Origin of the sequence: Bacillus thuringiensis (assembly GCF_001595725.1) — a bacterium.
Classification (GTDB): domain Bacteria; phylum Bacillota; class Bacilli; order Bacillales; family Bacillaceae_G; genus Bacillus_A; species Bacillus_A thuringiensis_K.
In genome coordinates, this window is sequence record NZ_CP014282.1 from 4,711,896 (window position 1) to 4,732,345 (window position 20,450).

A 20,450-nucleotide genomic window follows, 5' to 3' on the forward strand; every position below is an offset into this window, starting at 1 on the left:
AATCAATATCAAAATTCCATCTATAGGGGGAATGAAAGTGGCAGAAAATCAAAAAGTTTACGACATAACAATTATTGGTGGTGGTCCAACGGGACTGTTCACAGCATTTTATGGCGGTATGAGACAAGCAAGTGTAAAAATTATTGAAAGCTTACCTCAACTTGGCGGACAATTATCCGCACTCTACCCTGAAAAATACATTTATGATGTGGCTGGATTTCCAAAAGTGCGCGCACAAGAATTAGTTGATAACTTAAAAGAGCAAATGAAGAAATTTGACCCAACTGTTTGTTTAGAAGAAGCTGTCGATACGCTTGAGAAACAAGCTGACGGTATATTTAAACTTGTTACGAATAAGCAAACTCACTATTCTAAATCAGTTATTATTACTGCTGGCAATGGTGCTTTCCAACCACGCCGCTTAGAATTAGAAGGTACAGCGAAATACGAAAAGAAAAACTTACATTATTTCGTTGATGATATGAATAAATTTGCTGGTAAGCGCGTCGTAGTATTTGGCGGTGGCGACTCAGCAGTAGACTGGACAATGATGTTAGAACCGATCGCTGAAAAAGTTACAATCGTTCATCGTCGTGATAAATTCCGTGCGCATGAACATAGCGTAGAAAGCTTAATAAATTCTCGTGCAGAAGTAAGTACACCGTACGTTCCAGTAGAACTTATTGGTGATGACAAAATTGAACAAGTCGTTCTTCAGCACGTAAAAACTGAAGAAAAAGTTATCATCGATGTTGATGATGTAATTGTAAACTACGGCTTCGTTTCTTCTCTTGGCCCAATTAAAAACTGGGGCTTAGATATACAAAAAAACAGCATCCTTGTGAATTCAAAAATGGAAACAAATATTCCTGGCATTTACGCTGCTGGTGACATTTGTACATATGAAGGAAAAGTAAAACTTATCGCTTGTGGATTTGGCGAAGCACCGACAGCAGTAAACAATGCAAAAGCTTACTTCGATCCAAATGCAAAACTTCAACCGATGCATAGCTCAAGTATGTTTTAATATGCAAAAATAAAGCTCCTTCCATACGTGGAAGGAGCTTTCCTTTTATATAACATGAAAGCACACTGAGTCCGATAAACTATCGAACTCAGTGTGCTTTTCGTCTAAAAAATTATTGTTTTCTTCTTCTACCTAATACGAATAATACTCCGCCAACTAAGAATGAAATTCCCGCACTAACTGACATCATCCATGAATGTGCTGCCCCTGTTTTCGGTAATTCTTTTTCTACTTTTACTTGCGGTTCTTTAATTAACTTTTCCAGTCTTACTTCCGGTTTCTCCGGTTTTACTTCTGGTTTCTCCAGATCTTTCGGCTTCATTTCTGGTTCCTTCGGTTCTTTCGGCTCTTCCGGTTTCACTTCTGGTTCCTTCGGCTCTTTCGGCTCTTTCGGCTCTTTCGGCTCTTCCGGTTTCACTTCTGGTTCCTTCGGTTCCTTCGGCTCTTCCGGCTTCACTTCTGGCTCTTTCGGCTCTTCCGGTTTCATTTCTGGTTCCTTCGGTTCTTTCGGCTCTTCCGGCTTCACTTCTGGTTCCTTCGGTTCTTCTGGTATCTTAAAATCTTCTTTTGTTTTCGGTAAAATTGTAACTGTAGGCTCAAGTGGTGGATTTATTTTATCGTCCACTACCGCTCTATTTGTTATCCCTTTACTTGGTGCTGCTTTTACCTTCACTTTAAAAATAATACTACGTTCTTTCGTATCTGTAATTTCTAGATACTTCGCTATTACTTTTCCAAATTCCATTTTTAACTCTACTGGATTTGGTTCAGCCCCTTCAAATCTAATGCTATCTTGCACATACTCTAAACCGGCTGGAATTTCATCTTCTACCTTTACCTCAGCTATTTTTCCATTTTCTACTGTATTTTCAAAGCTAATTCGATATTCGATTTCTTCTCCTAGCTTCGGTTCTTTATTACTTACTGTCTTCGCTGCTTTTAACTTACCATCTTTATATTCTGGCTTTATTGTCGCTGTCGGTTCCATAACTGGATGATTTGGATCATCTACTTGAATGATCGCTTTATTTGTTATTTCTCCTCCAACTTTTGCTGTTTCTTTTACCTTTACTTTAAAGATGACACTTCTTTCTTTCGTATCCATAATTTCTGGATACTTCGCTGTTACTTTTCCATTCTCGACTTTAAGTTCTGTTGGTACAGGCTTATCACCTACGGCCTCCAGACTATCTTTCACATACTCTAAACCAGACGGAATTTTATCTTCAATCTTTACATCAACTAACTTCCCGCCATCTACCGTGCCGTTAAAAGTAATTCGATATTCGATTTCTTCCCCTAGCTTTGGTTCATGATTGCTTACTTCTTTCCTTGCCTCTAGTTTCCCATCTTTATATTGCGGTGTAATTGGTATAAGTGGATCAACTGGTGGATTGGTTGGATTATTATCATCCACAACCGCCTTGTTTATAATTTCTTTTCCTACTTGTACCGTTTCTTTTACTTTCGCTTTAAAGATGATACTTCTTTTTTTCGTATCCGTAATTTCTGGATACTTTGCTGTTACTTTTCCATTCTCAACTTTAAGTTCTACTGGATTTGGTTCCGGCCCATCAGACTTTATACTATCCTGTACGTATTCTAAACCAGCTGGAATTTCGTCCTCTACTTTTACCTCAGTTAGTTTGCCGTTTTCTACCGTATTTTCAAAACTAATTCGATATTCTACTTCTTCTCCTAACTTCGGTTCATGGTTACTCACTGTCTTTTCAGCTTGTAATACACCCTCTTTATGTTGAGGCTGTATCGCGACATTCGGTTTCTCTGGTGGATTTATAGTATCTTCCACAACCGCCGTATTCACAATCGCTTCGCCAATTTTAGCCTTTTCTTTCACTTTCGCTTTAAAGACGATACTTCTTTCTTTCGTATCCGTAATTTCTGGATATTCTGCGAGTACTATGCCGTTTTTCACTTTTACATGCAACGGTTTTGGATTATCCCCCTCAGCTCTTTCGCTACCTTCTACAAACTCTAAACTGTTTGGTAATTCATCCTTAATTTTCACCTTCGCTAATTTTCCGTGCTCAACTACGTTACGGAACGTAATTCGATACTCTACTTCTTCTCCTAATTTTGGAGCTGGGTTATTTACTGTTTTCTCAGCTTTTATTTTTCCATTCTTATACTCCGGTGTAATAATCGCTTCTGGTTTTTGCGGAGGATTCTTCGGATTATCATCATCCACAACTGCCGTATTCACGAGTTTCTTACCGACTTTTGCTACTTCCGTTACTTTCACTTTAAAGATAATACTACGCTCAGCTGTATCAGTGATATTCTCATACTTCGCGATAATTTTCCCAGCTTCTTCTTTTAACTCTACTGGCGCTGGCTCATTACCTTCTGCTTTTAAACTATCCTTCACATACTCTAATCCATTTGGTAGTTGATCCTCAATTTTCACTTCTGCTAGTTTTCCATTTTCTACCGTATTTTTAAAACTAATTCGGTACTCTACTTCTTCTCCTAGCTTTGGATCTTTTTTACTTACCTTTTTATTAGCTTTAAATTTACCAGCTTTATGCTGCGGTGTAATATCTACTTCCGGTCGCTCTGGTGGATTTTTTGTATCATCAACAATTGCTTTATTTACAATTGCTTTGTCCACTTCAACGGAATCTTTCACCTTCACTTTAAAGATAATGCTTCTTTCTTTCATGTCAGTGATATTTTCATACTTCGCACTAACCTTACCAGCTTCTTCTTTCAACTCTACTGGGGCTGGCTTATCACCGTCTGCTTTTAGACTATCTTTCACATACTCTAAACCAGACGGAATTTCATCCTCAATTTTAACCTCTGCCAGTTTTCCATCTTTCACCGTATTATTAAATGAAATGCGGTATTCGATTTCTTCCCCTAGCTTCGGTTTATGATTATTCACCTTTTTATGAGCAGCAATTTTACCGTCTTTATGTTGCGGTGTAATTTTTGCGGTTGGTTCAATTATAGGATGGTTCGGATCATCCACATGAATAATCGCTTTATTTGTAATGTCCTTCCCTATTGTAACCGAGTCTTTCACCTTTACTTTAAAGACAATACTTCTTTCTTTTGTATCCGCAATTTCTAGATACTTTGCCATTACCTTGCCGTTTTCAAATTTCAATTCTACCGGACTAGGCTTAGATCCTTCTGCTTGTAAACTGTTCTCTACATACTCTAATCCAGCTGGAATTTCATCTTCTATCTTCACCTCTGCTAGCTTTCCATCTTTCACCGTATTATTAAAAATAATTCGATATTCGATTTCCTCACCTAACTTCGGTTCATGGTTACTTACTTCTTTTCTTGTCTCAATTTTCCCATCTTTATATTGTGGTGTAATCGGTACATAAGGCTCTTCTGGCAGATTCTTTGTATCATCTACAATTGCCTCATTTACGATTTCTTCTCCCACTTTTGCGCTTTCTTTTACCTTCGCTTTAAAGACAATGGTTCTTTCCTCTGTATCTGTAATAGCTGGATATTTTGCCATTATCTTATTATTTTTCACATGTAGCTCTGCTGGTTTCGGTTTAGACCCTTCTGCCGTGATACTGCCTTCCACATACTCTAAACCATTTGGTAATGCATCCTTTATATTTACCTCTGCTAGTTTTCCGTTTTCTACCGTATTTTTAAAACTAATTCGGTATTCTACTTCTTCTCCTAGTTTCGGTTTATGATTATTGGCCACTTTCTGCGCAGCAATTTTACCATCTTTATATTGCGGAGTAATTTCCACATAAGGCTCTTCTGGCTCATTTTTTGTATCTACTACGATTGCTTTATTAACAATCTCCTTGCCTATTTCTGCCTCTTCTTTTACTTTCACTTTAAAGATAATACTTCTTTCTTTTGTATCCGTAATTTCTAGATACTTTGCCATTACCTTACCGTTTTCAAATTTCAATTCTACCGGACTAGGTTTAGATCCTTCTGCTTGTAAACTGTTCTCTACATACTCTAATCCAGCTGGAATTTCATCTTCTACTTTAACCTCTACTAGTTTTCCGTTTTCTACCGTATTTTTAAAACTAATTCGGTATTCTATTTCTTCTCCTAATTTCGGTTTTTTATTGTTTACAAATTTCTCTGCTTTAAGCTTACCGTCTTTATATTCTGGCGTAATTGTTACTTCTGAAGTTGTTGGATCTTTTGTATCATCAACAACTACTTTATTGACAATACCTTCACCAACTTTAAATTCTTCTTTTACTTTCGCTTTAAAGACGATACTTCTTTCTTCTGTATCCGTAATTTCTGGATATTTTGCGATTACTTTTCCATCTTTCACTTTCAGTTCTACCGGATCTGGCTTAGAACCTTCTGCTTTTACACTATCTTTCACATACTCTAATCCATTTGGTAAATCGTCTTCTATTTTCACCTCTGCTAGCTTTCCGTTTTCTACCGTATTTTTAAAGCTAATTCGGTATTCCACTTCTTCTCCTAACTTCGGCGTTTCATTATTTACCGTTTTCTTCGCTTCCACTTTTCCGTCTTTATGCTGCGGAGTAATTTCTGCCGTCGGTGTTTCTGGCGGATTTTTCGTATCATCAATAATTGCTTTATTGACGATTTTTTTACCGACTTTCACTTCATCTTTTACTTTCACTTTAAAAGTGATACTTCTTTCTTCTATATCCGTAATCTCTGAATACTTCGCCATTACCTTACCATTTTCCACTTTCAATTCTACTGGATCTGGCTTAGAACCTTCTGCTTTTACACTATTTTCTACATACTCTAAACCTTCTGGTAAAGTATCTTCTATTTTCACCTCTGCTAGTTTTCCGTCTTCTACCGTATTTTTAAAGCTAATTCGGTATTCTACTTCTTCTCCTAACTTCGGCGTTTCATTATTTACCGTCTTTTTCGCTTCAAGTTTTCCATCTTGATACTGAGGAATAATTTCCGCTGTCGGATTAACTGGCTTGTTTTGCGAATCATCAATAGTTGCTTTATTAATGATTTTTTTACCGACTTTTACTTCTTCTTTTACTTTCACTTTAAAAATGATACTTCTTTCTTCTGTATCCATAATTTCTGGATATTTTGCTATTACCTTACCATTTTCAAATTTCAGCTCTACTGAATCTGTTCCGGCACCTTCTGCTTTCAAACTATTTTCTACATACTCTAAACCTTCTGGTAAAGTATCCTCTATTGTCACGTCTGTTAGCTTTCCGTTCTTTACCGTATTTTTCATACTAATTCGGTATTCTACTTCTTCTCCTAACTTAGGTGTTTCATTATTTACGCTTTTCTTCGCTTTAATTTTTCCATCTTTGTGTAATGGTGTAATTTTTGCTTCTGGTTCTTTCGGATGTTTCATATCATCAACAATTGCCTTATTGATGATTTCCTTACCCACTTCCGCTTCTTCCTTCACCTTTACCTTAAAGACAATACTTCTTTCTTTCGTATCCGTAATATTTTCGTATTCAGCAATAACTTTTCCATCTTTCACACTTAACTTTAATGGAGCTGGTTTATCACCTTCAGCCTTTTCACTGCCTTTTACATACTCTAAACCGTTAGGAATTGTATCCTCTATTATTACCTTTTCTAGTTTTCCGTTTTCTACCGTATTCTTAAAGCTAATTCGGTATTCTATTTCTTCTCCTAGTTTTGGTGATGGATTATCTACTGTCTTCTTCGAATCAATTATTCCATCCTTATGTTGCGAAGTAATTCTTTCCTCCGGCTCAATCGGTGGATTTTTCGTATCATCAACAATTGCTTTATTGACAATCTCTTTATCTACTCTTACTTCTTCCTTTACCTTTACTTTAAAGACGATACTTCTTTCTTTCATATCCATAATATCGATATACTTAGCTTTGACTATCCCATTTTCAACAGCTAATTCTACTGGTCCAGGTGCTTCTCCTTCAGCCTTGATGCTATTTTCTACATATTCAAGACCTTTTGGAATTGTATCTTCCACTCGCACCGTTTCTAGTTTTCCGTTCTCAACCGTATTATGAAAACTAATGCGGTACTCGATTTCTTCACCTAGCTTCGGTTTCTTATTATTAACTACCTTTGTAGCAGCAATTTCACCTTTTTTACTTTGCGGTGTAATAACAACCTTCGATTCAACAGGCTCATTTTTCGGATCTTTTGCAATTGCCTTATTTACAATTGCCTCCCCTACTTTTGCCGAATCTTTTACTTTCACTTTAAAGACAATACTTCTTTTTTCTGTATCCGTAATTTCTGGATACTTGGCCATTACTTTGCCGTCTTCCACTTTTAGTTCTACTGGCTCTGGTTTTGCACCTTCTGCTTTCAAACTATCTTTCACGTATTCAACATCTTTAGGTAGTGTATCTTCTACTAGCACCGTTTCTAGTTTTCCGTTTTCTACCGTATTATAAAATGTAATTCGGTATTCCACTTCTTCTCCTAGTTTTGGTGTTTGATTCGTTACGTTTTTTTCTACATCCACTTTACCGTATTTATAATCCGGCGTAATCTTTTCTTCTGGATGCTCAGACTGTCCATTTGGCTCACTCACAACCGCTTTATTAACGATCGTTTCTCCCGCTTTTGCCTCTTCTTTTACTTTCACTTTAAAGGCAATGCTTCGCTCTTTTGTATCCGTAATCTCTGGATATTTTGCGATTACCTTACCATTTTCTACTTTTAACTCTACTGGATTTGGTTCAGTACCTTCAGCTCTCTCACTGCCTTGAACAAATTCTAAGTTAGCTGGAATTTCATCTTCTATTGTAACTGCATCTAGTTTTCCGTTTTCCACCGTATTTTTAAAGCTAATTTGATATTCAAATTCTTCTCCTAGCTTCGGCTTCTTATTTGTCGCTTTTTTCTTTGCGACAATTTTACCAGCCTTATGCTGTGGTGTAATCTTCTCTTCTAGATTCTTTGGTGGATTTGTTTTATCACTAACGGTTGCTTTATTAACAATTTCTTCACCAATTTTTGCAGTTTCTTTTACTTTTGTTTTAAAGACGATACTTCTTTCTTCCATATCCATAATTTCTGGATACTTTGCCATTACTTTGCCATTTTCAAACTTCAACTCTACTGGCTCTGGTTTTGCACCTTCTGCTTTCAAACTATCTTTTACGTATTCAAGACTACTTGGTAATTCGTCTTCAATCGTCAATACATCTAGACGTCCATCTTTTACCGTATTTTTAAAGGTAATACGATACTCTACTTCATCACCTAACTTCGGTGTTTTATTAGATGCTATTTTTTTAGCTTCTATTTCTCCAGGGATCTCTTTTGGAGTCGTAACCGTAATATCTGCATCGTCCTCAGTTTCATACTTTATCTCGGCACTATCTTGTCCCTTTACAACAACGATATTTTTTACTGTTGTATCTGATTGTACAGAATGTTTCACTTTTACTTTGAATGTAATAACGGCACTTTCCCCCGGCTTTAAAACACCGCCGTCTTTAGCATTAGCACCTTCACCAACACGGAAATCAATTTGATTATTTATAAACTCCGCTTCATCATCGCTTGCATCATCTGTTTTATTTCCTTTATTACTTCCAGAAATATATTGTATAGATCCCGGAACATACTCTAAACGATCATCTAATTTATCAAAACCTTTTACATTCGATACCGGCGCTTGATTATTTTTCGTATCATTTTTCACTTCAATTTGATACGTAAACTCTTCACCGGCTTTAATTTCCTTAACTTCTTTACCGGTACTATCTAATGCCTTTTTATCAACTTGTAAGTTTGGAGCATTATGTTCTGTAACAAATGTGGCGTTATTTAATACGTAAATATCACCAGTACCACCATATGCTCTAAAACGCATTTTCCCTTCTTTCAAACCATTCTTTACTTGAGTCGGTCCTTCAAGATGATACGTATGAATGTCAGTACTGAATGAATTTGTCCAAGCTGGTTTATATCCTGGATATTTTTTTGTAACAAACTCGTTAGTGCCATCTACTTGTACTTCTGTCATAGATGAGTCATTAACATCATTATCTTTACCTTTAATATTTTTAAACTTTTGATACCCTAACCCAAAATCATATTCTCCATAATCATAGGCATATCTATCATTATCAGCTGGATCACCTTGCGATGAAAAATAACTAAATTTTGCTTTAAAAGCACCTTCTTTTGGTGTGTTTATTTTATTAACACTAATATCCGTCCAAGCTGTACTTTTTTGAGAAACTAACCCTTCCCAAATTTTCATATCTTTTACTGTTTCTTTATAGTTTTCATAAACTAATATAAGGTTCCAGTTACCCCAGTAATAGCCGCCACCTGTTACATCTTTAATTTGTGGCACATTCGCAACTGTCAACGTTTGAGAAATACCTTGCTGTGCAATTACATTTGTTACATCTGCATACGCAACATATCCTGCACCACTACCTGAGTAATTAGAAATATAGGGTAGATAATCAGCTTTTCGTATGCTATCAGCACGTACCTCTGCATATTCTTTATTTCCCATTTTCATTTTGACTGGTTGTCGTACATCATTATCACTAACTCTTTGATTAACATTTGTACTAGTTACAGTTCCCATTGCAGCTGTCCAAAACAAATACGCCTTTTTCACTTTACTTCCAGCAGGAATGTTAGGAAATGCACCTGTTGACGAATTAAAAGTACTATCATCGTTATCAACGTCCACAGTCATTTTATTCGTTTTATAACCCATACTTTGTCTGCCATAATGATCAGTTGTCAAACCAAGGGTCACATTACCAGTCTGTACTAAATTACCAGGAGCAATTGTAGAATACAGCGGGTCTCCAAATCCTTGTTTATCTCCTGTTTGGATTTGAACCTTCGAAGCATTTTCTGATGCAGCTTGTACTTCTGCATCCTTCTGCTTTATTGTTAGAGGTGATTGCTTTTCCTCTTTTTCTAGTTGCTTTTCAGCTTCAGGTTGTTTTACCTTCTCTATTTCTGTTTTTTGTGTAGATATATTTTTATCTTCTACAGATACTTTTAATTTTCCATCCACTTCTTTAGTTTTTGAATCAGTTGTTGATCCGATAGCTTTCTTACTACTGTCAGCCTCATCATCGGTATTAGCTTCTAACTTCTCTTCAGAAGGAAGCCCTTCAACATCTACAGACATGTTTCCTATTTGCAGTTGATCCTTTTGCACACTAATTTTTTGCTTATACTCTTTATTAAAATGTTGCGCACGACGAGCTTTTATTAATACATTCATTTTTTCATGTGATTTTAAATCTTGAATTTTAAGATTAGAAGAAAGAACCTTTCCTCCATTATCTTTTTCCTCTACATAGAAATCCGCTACCTTATTTTCAAGTAACTTCTCTCCGTTTACTTTCACAGATTGCGAAAGAAACTCAATTCCATTGTCATTATTTTGATTAATTACTAATTCTCGGATTGGTGTATCTCCCGTATTTTCAATCTTATATTGAAATACGTGCTCCCTCTCCGCTACTTCTCCCTTATACATTTCAGCATTCACTTGCTCTGCCTTAATTTTCACATCATTTCCTTGTAACTCATCCCAGCTTTTTTTATTTATCTCTGTAGCAAAAGCACTGGGCGAAGGCAATATGATGGATAGAAGAAGTGTGATCATTGTTACGACATTAAAACACTTCAATACTTGTTTCATATTTTCTACCTTTCTCCTTTCTATATACTTGCTATCCGTCTACTTAATTTCAGTAATCCTTTCATTTAGTAGTCGAATACATAGCAATATATATCCACTCGCAACAATCCGACCTACGAAAATGTATCGTTGAAATCCCAATGTCAACAATATAAATCTCATAGAATATTACTATTTTAATTTATCAAAAATAGCATATATATCGGACACTTATACAAACCTTTACCATATTTTTAATATAGTAAAAACACCGTGCTGTATAGGTTTATATAACAGTTAAAGGATACTTAAAAATTTTAACATACTCATTATCCTATTTATACATACAATAGAAATTTTACCATTTTTTAGTTATTTTCAGTTTGTTTTTTATGATTGAAATTTTCTAAAAATAACAACCGTTACATGTAAAAATATGTTATATTAAACAAGAACAAATGTTCTTATTTAAAAGGAGGAATTTTTTATGCTACACGAACCCATTATCGTAAAAAAAGAAGCTTTCCACGCAATCGGCGTTTCGGTTACAACGACTAATGAAAAAGAGGCATCTACTGAAGGAAACACTCCACAACTTTGGAACCGATACTTTCAAGAACAAATGATGCATCACATCCCAAATCAACAAACGAAAGAAACATTTGCTTTCTATTCCAACTACGAGTCAGATGAAACTGGTACATATACATTTACAATCGGTATGCCAGTTTCTTCACTAAAAGACGTTCCTGAAAATATGACAACTTTAACAATACCTACCGCTACATATGCGGTATTTACAACAAGAAAGGGACCAGTTGCTGAAGTCGTTTGTGAAGCTTGGGAATATATTTGGCAATGGTCGAAAGAAAATAAACGTGCCTTCACAACAGACTTTGAGCTTTACGACGAGAGAGCATTAGACCCAAATCAGGCACAACTGGATATTTATATTGCGTTAGCCTAAAAAAAGATGCCCATTCGGCATCTTTTTTTGTCGTTAAATAGCTACTGGGCAAATCCATTATTATTGTCTACAATGAGAAAGTGCAGTATAGAAATATTAGAAACTGTATAAAGTGAAACTATACTCAGCTGTGGGTATCTCCCATTGAGTATTAGCCCTTACCAATTGGGCGTTTACTGGTTTTTTAGTTTAAATTTGTCACATAGAAAGGAAGCAATATGGAGGAACTACAACAAAATAAAACTGCTTTAGAAGGAAGCGGAAAACCGTTATTAAAAAATACGAATTTCCTTTTTCTTTGGGCAGCTACTCTTTTTTCAAGCTTTGCTTTAGCCTTTTTTACTTTTTCACAAACGTGGTACATAGCAAAAACATTAAACCTTGAAGCTTCACTCGGTGTTGTTTTCGTAGCCCTTAGTGTTCCAAGGCTTATTTTTATGATTGTCGGCGGCGCTGTAGCTGATAAATTCCCGAAAAAAAACATTATGTTTTACTCCAATATCATTCGAGCGATTCTTGTCGCAACCATTCTCACATGGTTCATTGTCGGTGATGTAACGCTATATACATTTGCTTTATTCGCTTTATTCTTTGGACTTGCTGATGCTTTCTTCTGGTCAGCAGATGGATCTATCTTACCGGAATTGGTAGAAAAAAGCCGGTTAACACAAGCGAATTCACTTACACAAATGACGAACCAAGCATCGGTCATCTTAGGCCCTGTACTTGGCGGAATTCTCATTAAATTTACGAATTATGAGACAATATTTTCCATTACGATTTTATTACTGATTGTCGCGGCCATACTCGTTCAAAAAATACAATTTACGATGCCAGAACAAAAAGATACAGATAAAGGTATGTTCACTTCCATTAAAGAAGGAATCTTATATGTAAAGGAATCGCCATTCCTTTCAACTTTCCTTATTTGTAGCGCTTTTTTAAACTTATTTTTAATCGGCCCGATGCAAGTTGGTTTCCCGCTTTTTGTTAAAAATGTGCTGCATGGTGATTCGCTCCAGTTTAGTTACTTAGAAGCATCTGTAGGCGGCGGAATGGCAATCGGTGCTGTCATTGTCGGTTTAAGAAATATTAATCGTAGACGCGGTCTATTTTGTATTATCATGATGCTATTGTCTGGTGTCTTCTTCTTAGCCATCAACTTTAGTACCGTACTTTGGCAAGCACTATTAGCCGGCATGTTTTACGGTATTACAATCGCAATGGCTATCGTTCCGCTTATGGCGATGATTCAATCGACAGTAAAAGAAGAAATGATGGGACGCGTAATGAGTTTACTTATGCTATCATCAATGGGCTTTATCCCGCTCTCTTATGCATTCACATCCATTGCACTTGCAATAGGAATTCCAATCGTAACCGTTATGAAAAGTGGTGCAATAGCTGTTATTGTCTTCGTACTATTTGTAGCGATTCGTGTTCCAGTTGTAAGGAAGTTCGATTAGCTAATTAGAGTCATGTATTATACACATGGCTCTTTTTTGAATGGATCAAATAGTGATATTCCCTTACTTCTCCTTAATGCTGCTCCCCATTCTAATCCAACCTCTAAAAATAGATCCCGCACTGTACTATATAAAAGAGCCTTCACATTTTTACGGATTTCTCCGTATTTATAAGCTCTCACAACACTCTTTACTCGCCAAATGAAATTTCCGTACACTTCTTCATCAGCTAATATTTGCTCCAGTAAAACACCTTGTTCTAGTAACCCGCTCTTTTTATATGCAAGCTCGACCTTACTCCAAAATATATTAATTTTCTTCGGATTACTCGTCATCGGCACCAGTGCGTATATAAAAGGCTTCGGTATATCATGACGGCAATACGTCTCATCAAGCTCGTACGTTCCTTTTCTTTTCTCTTTTATTTGTGGAATGTTTTTAGAAAGAATTGTTTCCCCAGCGCTTTTTTGCTCATTTTTACTACAGCCAGTTGCATTATCCTCACTTTTACAAGCGGACATTTTCATACGGTCATCCATGCGGTCAATCGCAGATATAAGAAATACATATAGGTTCGCACTATACCCGCCGCGCTTATGTCTCTCTTTTGTTGCAACACGCTTTATAATTCCTAGTTCCTCTAACTTTGCAATTGACCGGCGTACTGTACGAATACTCTTTCCAACATTCGTCGCAATCGTCTCCATTAATGGACAAGCGACCCCTACTGTTTTTTGTTTCTCATTTACCGCATATTTTCCTAAAAAATGAATGATGGTAGCATCCGTTTTATTTAATTGAAATCGATAATATTTCAAAACTTGCTTTTGATATGTATTAAACTCTTCTTTACTTCGAAATTCACTGTATGGTTTCATTAAGTTATATAAACTTCCCATTTTTATCACCTCACTTATAAATAAGAGGCAGGAAGAGAAATTGGCGTGACATTAAATATTTTTTATTGGAGATGAAAATATGATCGTAATTAGCGCTTGTTTAGGTGGGATTGCTTGCCGGTATGATGGAAATGACAATCTCTTTTCAAAAATAGAGGAGCTTCTGCAACAAGAAGATACAGTCCTCATTTGTCCTGAAGTATTAGGGGGATTACCAACACCTCGTCCCTCAGCCGAAATTATTGGCGGGAATGGCGATGACGTTTTAGACGGAAAAGCAAAGGTAATGACAAAAGATGGTGAAGATGTCACAGCAGCTTTCGTAAATGGTGCTTATAAAGCATTAGAACAAATTAAAAATTTACACCCAGAATATATTATTTTAAAAGAACGCAGTCCATCTTGTGGTAGTTCTACGATTTATACTGGAGAATTTAACGGTAATAAGCAAACTGGTTTCGGAGTGACAACTGCTTTATTTAAAAGACACGGATTTACAGTCATTTCAGAAGAAGAATTTGAAAACAAAAAAAGGAATTGACCCTGTTCGTCAATTCCTTTTTATCTGTCTTATTTCACACTTAGTTTTTCTTTCACTTTCGCTGGAAGCTCGTCTTTTTTCACTTCTTCCCAAGCTGTTACACCTTTTTTATCTGAGTGGTATACGCGTAAGAATGCATCTTTACGTAAGTTTTTTTGAGCTGTGAATTCTAATTCTTTCTCTTTACCATCTTTATCAAAGCCAGTCAGCTTATATTCGTAATCTTTATACGGCTCACCGTTATCAGCTTTACCATTATATTCTTTTCCATCTACTGTAATTTGAACGTAATACTCGTCTTTACCCATACGATTTAAATCACAGCCAACTAATAGGCTTGCAAATACAACTAAAATACTAAAAAGTGCAATATATCTTTTCATTTCCTTCACCTCATGTGTTTTTTCTTATATTCTTATCTTAAAGCCTAAACTTTAAAGAAGAAATTCAAAAACATGACATGAACATTACACTTTTGTAAGATAATAATTATTTCTTCACTTTAGAAATTGTCATTCCATTAAGCTTCTGTATAACGTTTTTGTTTCGCACGCTCATCAGCTACACTACCGCCAATAACGTCTTTCACGCCAATTTCGCCACTTATCACGTAATTTCCTTATACCGTTTATTACGCCCTCAATTATAATCTCTATTACAAAATATCTTATTAAACTAATAATAGGTTTAATCACGTATCTCCCTATAAATTCAAGAATATCCTCCATCATATTTTCCTCCTTCTTTCAAAAGGAAGCTGCTACTCCTCCGCGTCCTTTTACGTCCAGTTACAATTGCTGCCCTACTGCGGTATATATCAACAAAAATAATACGACAACAACATCCACAATAACGCTATTGAATTTGGAAGAACCTTCGGTAAATACTAATATGTAGTTAACATGGCTAAGAGAATTATTTTTTCACCTATATTCGGAGATGCTCCCAAAAACTTTATAAAATCAAAGACAACTTTACTACAATTCTTCCCGTAACTAATTTATTATCGTGGTAAACCGTTTTCCACTACATCCGTAACAGTTCCATTCGGTTCAAAGATTACACGTAATGATCCTTCTCCACCATAACCAGTATAGTCATATACTGAATATGATTTATATTTCTCAATCACATGTGGCTGTCCAATTGCAGCTTTTACTTGATTCGCGGCCATACCTTTTTTGATTTTCAAATAGTGATTGTAACTTACTGCTACCGAATTGTTATTTACATCTTTATACCACGGTACACGATCGTTTTTTTCTTCATATTCCTTTACAGGCTCTTCACTACGTTTCGTAAATACCTGATTCTCTTTATCTGTATCTGTATCTGTATCTTTATCTTTATTCTTTATAGCAGTACGTTCAATATTTACAACATAACCATATGTATTTAATTCAACCATAATTTCATATGTACCATCCGTATCTTTTTCAGTATAAAATACGCGTTTTTCATGGTTATTATAATGTTTTATGTTCTCACCACCATAGTCAATCGTATTAAGAATATCCGTATACGTCATACCTTCCTCAATCTTTTGAGATTCATCATGAGAAATATAACGCTTTTGTGATGATGGTGCATCCTCATTTTTAATACTTTCACGTTTGCTCGTAGTCATAGGTGTTTTCTTCTGATCTTTTAGTACTTCACCTTCCGCCTTCGCTGGTTGCTTTGCTCCTACTTTTGTTAATACGTCTGTATCGCTAGAACAAGCTCCCAAAATCGATACTGTAATCAACGCCATCCCTACTATAAGTACTTTCTTAAATGACTTCACTCTAATCCCCCCGGTATTTTTAATATCTAGTAATCAACGTATTTTAATTAATACGGAACTATTCAGTTCTATACAATTGGCTATAACCTTCTCCCTTATGCACCTTTTTTGTATAAAGTGAAACTTTAATCAGTGGGGGGGTTCTTCATCCCCACTGATTATTAGTTGAACCAATCGTGCTGCATAAATCTACCTATTAGTAATAACCGATGCATTTACAACTATTTCGAACATAATTCCCAATCATCTTCGTTACAAATATTAACATTAAATATAACTAATAAATAGTATATTTTTGCTAATTATTTACATTTTGTCTACATAATCTTATCTTAAAACGAATAATATGAATCTCGAATTCACAGTGTAAATTATATATACTATATATAATAACATTTAAATTAAAATCTAAAGTAACTTTACATGCATTTTCTGTTTTAACACAAAAAGAAAAGACCTTTCTAACGATTTTATTCTATCGCTAAAAAGGTCTTTCTCTATTTCTGCTAAAAACTTAGCACTCTTCTGGCTTACCAGCATTCGATGCTGTACGGAAAGATGATCCACATCCGCATGATGCGATTGCGTTTGGATTGTCGATTGTGAATCCACCGCCAAGCATAGATTGTTTATAGTCAATTTTTACTCCTTTAACAATTGGAGCACTTTCTGTATCGATAACAAATTCAACACCGAAAAACTCAAGAACTGTGTCGTCTTCTTTTGGTTCTACTTCAAATCCTAAGCCGTAAGAAAGACCGCTACATCCGCCGCCGTGGACAGCAAGGCGCACGTACTTCTCTCCATCTTCAGCATCTTTTAACATATCTTTAATTTGAAAAGCTGCTTGTTCTGTTACTTCAATCATGAAATACACCTTCCTTTCTGTTCTTAGTCCATTATACATCTTTACGCTTCTATCTTGTACTCATACACTCCGCGACAAATTACTTCCGCAGGTCCTTTCATCAACACGCTTCCCTCTTCAGTCCACGCAATCATTAAATCGCCGCCAGCTAAATGAACTGTAATTTCCTTACCACGTTCCATCTTTCCATTCAAAATAGCAGCTACAACTGCAGCACACGCCCCTGTTCCGCAAGCTTGCGTTATACCAGATCCACGTTCCCAAACGCGGAAGTTCATCTCTTCATCATTCAAAATTTCGATAAACTCAACATTTACTCGCTCTGGAAACATTTCATGTGTCTCAAGGACGGGTCCAAGTGTTGTAAGAGGTGCTTTTTCTACATCATCAACAAAAATAATCGCATGCGGATTTCCCATTGAAACAGCTGTAAATGCATAACGATGATTATTATATAAGAAGTTTTCACGAATAAATGGTGTTTCATCTTCACCAAGCATCGGTATTTCTGCACGTGTTAGACGCGGTGCCCCCATATCGATTTTCGCTAATGTAACTTTCCCTTCTTCTACTGTTACTTCCGCCGTTACAATGCCAGCTAACGTTTCAATTGTGAAAACTGTTTCTTCTACTAGTTTATGCTCATACGCATATTTCGCTACGCAGCGTAAACCGTTACCACAGCTCTTTCCTTCAGAACCATCATTATTAAACATACGCATTTTCACCGGAGCTACGTCTGAAGGGCAAATTAAAATCATCCCATCTGCTCCAATACCAGTATTAATATTTGAAACCTTTTCCGCCACAAGGGCTAAATCTTCTTCAGAAATTTGCTCTTCAAACATATTTACATATATATAACTATTGCCAAGACCATGCATTTTTGTAAAAGAAAATTGGCTCATTTATATTCACTCCAAAAATAATTTGTTATGTTAAGTATAAAATGCATGCTTTTAGAACACAATATGAATGTCCCCCGTTTCTCATATTTGACAACGTTTGGCGATGAGCCACTCTTACACAATTTGTGTAAGAAAAAAGCCCTTCTAAAAAGGGCCTTTTTTTATTTATCCCACTATTTTCGATTGGGGAAGGCTAATAATCAGTATTAGCCTTCCCCACGAAATAAAGTTTTATCTAATGAAAAAGGTGCTGCTGATTCGCAACACCTTAAAACATTGGATTTTCATCCAAATACTCATATACATTATTAACAAGCTCTTCTACTGTTGCACCTTGTACAACTTCACCATTTACAAGTGCAAACGGTCCCTCAAAACAAATACCACAATATCCTAAACAACCATACTCCATTACATCTAAATTCGGATCTTTTTCTAATTTTTCTAGAGCTGCTTGCGAACCACTTGCAAGGTTACCTACACAAAATTCAATTAATGGTTTAATCAAAATTCTCCCCCCTGTACTACAAAACAAATTACCTTCTGACTTTATCTATAAGAAGAAAACTAAGCTGTTTCTTGTTGTTTTCGTTACACAGTCTAAACTATTTAGTTACTTCATTACTTCACTTCAAAGTAGATGACTTCTTCTATATAACATGCTACTTCTAATGAAATAGTAACTACAAAGGAAAAACAGTTTACTTTACTTTTCTTCTTATTGTACAACAGAGTATTCATTCATGCATTGTTATTTGTTCACAAATTCGATATAATTTGATTGAGTAAAGTCAAAATATTTTATTAATATAAAATTTTATGATTAGGGGATATTTCAACAGAAAAGGGGTAATCCATCATGAAACACCTCGTAATACTAGGTGGCGGCTACGGTGGAATGAGAATTCTGCAAAGGCTACTTCCAAGCAACCAACTTCCAGATGATGTACAAGTGACATTAATCGACAAAGTACCATACCATTGCTTCAAAACTGAATATTATGCATTAGTTGCGGGTACTATTTCAGAAACGCATATTCGTATACCGTTTCCTGAACACCCACGCCTCAATATTCAATACGGCACAGTAACAAATATTGACCTCGAAGAAAAAGCTGTTCATCTCGATGGCGGCGAAGCGATCCAATATGATGATTTAATTATCGGACTTGGCTGTGAAGATAAATATCATAACGTTCCTGGGGCTAGGGAATATACACATAGTCTACAATCAATTGAACAAACACGTAAGACATATGAACAATTAAATAGTCTAGAACCAAATGCAACAGTAGCTGTCGTTGGTGCTGGCTTAAGTGGTGTTGAAGTAGCAAGTGAACTTCGGGAAAGCCGTTCTGATTTAAAAATCTACTTATTTGATCGAAAAGATAGAATTTTATTCCCATATCCAGAGAAATTAAGTAGATACGTAGAAGAATGGTTTGTAAAGCATAAAGTTAACATTATACGAAACTCTAACATTACAAAAGTAGAACCAAATATTGTGTACAACCACGATGAACCACTTGAATGTGATGCAATCGTCTGGACAGCTGGTATTCAAGCGAATGAAGTTGTTCGAAACCTTCCAGTTGAACAAGATGGTAGCGGACGGGTTGTCTTAACTAAATATCATAATATTCCAAATAACGATCATGTTTACGTTGTAGGAGATTGCGCAGCACTTCCACATGCACCATCTGCCCAACTTGCTGAAGGTCAAGGAGAACAAATTGTCCAAATATTATTAAAACGTTGGAATAATGAAGCACTTCCTGACGAACTACCTGTAATTAAATTAAAAGGTGTTCTCGGTTCTCTCGGTAAGAAGCACGGCTTTGGTTTACTAGCAAACCAACCATTAATGGGACGTGTACCGAGATTATTAAAATCTGGTCTTCTTTGGATGTACAAATATCATAAAGGTTAATACTTTACAGGCTGTCTACTAAGTAGGCAGCCTCTTTTATGAGTTAACATATAATTATCAGACACATCTTTTTCAATATGTATAATGATTTATTTTTCATTTTCATATTAAAAACTATTGATAAAAAGTGTATGCTATTTGTAAGTTGTCTTATTATTTCCTTTAAGACCGAATTCATTCGGTCTTATTTTTTATGTGATAAATACTTTTGTAGGAGGCATTACATTCAACTTATGAACTTATCGAAACTAAACAATCGAATAGAAGCGAAAAAGAAAGAGTTAATCTATCTCGTTGAACAATACGGATTCACTCATGATAAAGTGATTTCTTTCAGCCAAGAATTAGATCGTTTACTTAACTTATTAATAAAACTCAAGATGAAGAAAAAACGTTGTTCGTTATAACCATTTCCCCCTCTTTTTTGATACGATATAACTAGAAT

Annotated in this window: 13 protein-coding genes and 2 pseudogenes; 6 read left to right on the forward strand and 9 right to left on the reverse strand. The window is 35.7% G+C overall.

The window, feature by feature from the left end; all coding sequences use genetic code 11:
* Nucleotides 1–37 precede the first annotated feature (37 nt).
* Complete coding sequence (locus tag AXW78_RS23800) at nucleotides 38–1,027, forward strand: NAD(P)/FAD-dependent oxidoreductase (RefSeq protein WP_000829786.1); 990 nt, start codon at nucleotides 38–40, stop codon at nucleotides 1,025–1,027.
* Nucleotides 1,028–1,139: 112 nt separating this feature from the next.
* Here the strand turns inward: AXW78_RS23800 and AXW78_RS23805 are convergent, their stop codons facing one another.
* On the reverse strand, nucleotides 1,140–10,661 hold the full coding sequence (locus tag AXW78_RS23805; RefSeq protein WP_061884710.1) for an isopeptide-forming domain-containing fimbrial protein: 9,522 nt from the start codon (nucleotides 10,659–10,661) through the stop codon (nucleotides 1,140–1,142).
* A gap of 466 nt (nucleotides 10,662–11,127) precedes the next feature.
* Between AXW78_RS23805 and AXW78_RS23810 the strand changes: the two genes are divergently transcribed.
* Entirely contained in the window at nucleotides 11,128–11,607 is a 480-nt protein-coding gene (locus AXW78_RS23810; protein WP_061884711.1) for a GyrI-like domain-containing protein, read from the forward strand.
* A gap of 218 nt (nucleotides 11,608–11,825) precedes the next feature.
* Nucleotides 11,826–13,073, forward strand: coding sequence for an MFS transporter (locus AXW78_RS23815; protein ID WP_000391945.1), 1,248 nt, complete (start codon nucleotides 11,826–11,828; stop codon nucleotides 13,071–13,073).
* A gap of 17 nt (nucleotides 13,074–13,090) precedes the next feature.
* Here the strand turns inward: AXW78_RS23815 and AXW78_RS23820 are convergent, their stop codons facing one another.
* The gene (locus AXW78_RS23820) at nucleotides 13,091–13,972 is read right to left on the reverse strand and encodes a helix-turn-helix domain-containing protein (RefSeq protein ID WP_061884712.1); all 882 of its coding nucleotides are present in this window, start codon (nucleotides 13,970–13,972) and stop codon (nucleotides 13,091–13,093) included.
* Between the two features lie 79 nt (nucleotides 13,973–14,051).
* Between AXW78_RS23820 and AXW78_RS23825 the strand changes: the two genes are divergently transcribed.
* On the forward strand, nucleotides 14,052–14,513 hold the full coding sequence (locus AXW78_RS23825) for a 2-thiouracil desulfurase family protein (protein ID WP_000635464.1): 462 nt from the start codon (nucleotides 14,052–14,054) through the stop codon (nucleotides 14,511–14,513).
* Between the two features lie 29 nt (nucleotides 14,514–14,542).
* On the opposite strand, the gene AXW78_RS23830 is transcribed toward AXW78_RS23825, so the two are convergent.
* The 7 genes and pseudogenes from AXW78_RS23830 to AXW78_RS23850 all read right to left on the reverse strand — a co-directional run bounded on the left by AXW78_RS23830 (nucleotide 14,543) and on the right by AXW78_RS23850 (nucleotide 18,583).
* Nucleotides 14,543–14,896: a YxeA family protein gene (locus AXW78_RS23830; RefSeq protein WP_000833153.1), complete on the reverse strand. Its 354-nt coding sequence runs from the start codon at nucleotides 14,894–14,896 to the stop codon at nucleotides 14,543–14,545.
* A gap of 143 nt (nucleotides 14,897–15,039) precedes the next feature.
* Nucleotides 15,040–15,108: pseudogene (locus AXW78_RS34965) on the reverse strand (methyltransferase); the annotation flags it as partial.
* A gap of 116 nt (nucleotides 15,109–15,224) precedes the next feature.
* Nucleotides 15,225–15,417 (reverse strand): annotated as a pseudogene (locus AXW78_RS34970) (hypothetical protein).
* A gap of 99 nt (nucleotides 15,418–15,516) precedes the next feature.
* Nucleotides 15,517–16,299 carry a hypothetical protein gene (locus AXW78_RS23835; protein ID WP_061884713.1) on the reverse strand — a complete coding sequence of 261 codons (783 nt, stop codon included), beginning with the start codon at nucleotides 16,297–16,299 and terminating at the stop codon, nucleotides 15,517–15,519.
* Between the two features lie 514 nt (nucleotides 16,300–16,813).
* On the reverse strand, nucleotides 16,814–17,167 hold the full coding sequence (locus AXW78_RS23840) for a HesB/IscA family protein (RefSeq protein ID WP_000573825.1): 354 nt from the start codon (nucleotides 17,165–17,167) through the stop codon (nucleotides 16,814–16,816).
* Nucleotides 17,168–17,208: 41 nt separating this feature from the next.
* A complete protein-coding gene (dapF, locus tag AXW78_RS23845) occupies nucleotides 17,209–18,075 on the reverse strand; it encodes a diaminopimelate epimerase (protein ID WP_061884714.1) in 867 nt (288 codons plus the stop codon).
* A 268-nt stretch (nucleotides 18,076–18,343) separates the two neighbouring features.
* Nucleotides 18,344–18,583 carry a YuzB family protein gene (locus AXW78_RS23850; RefSeq protein WP_000595026.1) on the reverse strand — a complete coding sequence of 80 codons (240 nt, stop codon included), beginning with the start codon at nucleotides 18,581–18,583 and terminating at the stop codon, nucleotides 18,344–18,346.
* A 351-nt stretch (nucleotides 18,584–18,934) separates the two neighbouring features.
* Between AXW78_RS23850 and AXW78_RS23855 the strand changes: the two genes are divergently transcribed.
* Nucleotides 18,935–20,005, forward strand: coding sequence for an NAD(P)/FAD-dependent oxidoreductase (locus tag AXW78_RS23855; protein WP_000682076.1), 1,071 nt, complete (start codon nucleotides 18,935–18,937; stop codon nucleotides 20,003–20,005).
* Nucleotides 20,006–20,238: 233 nt separating this feature from the next.
* Nucleotides 20,239–20,412 (forward strand): aspartyl-phosphate phosphatase Spo0E family protein, encoded by a 174-nt coding sequence (locus AXW78_RS33980; protein ID WP_001054086.1) that lies wholly within the window; start codon nucleotides 20,239–20,241, stop codon nucleotides 20,410–20,412.
* Nucleotides 20,413–20,450: the final 38 nt, after the last annotated feature.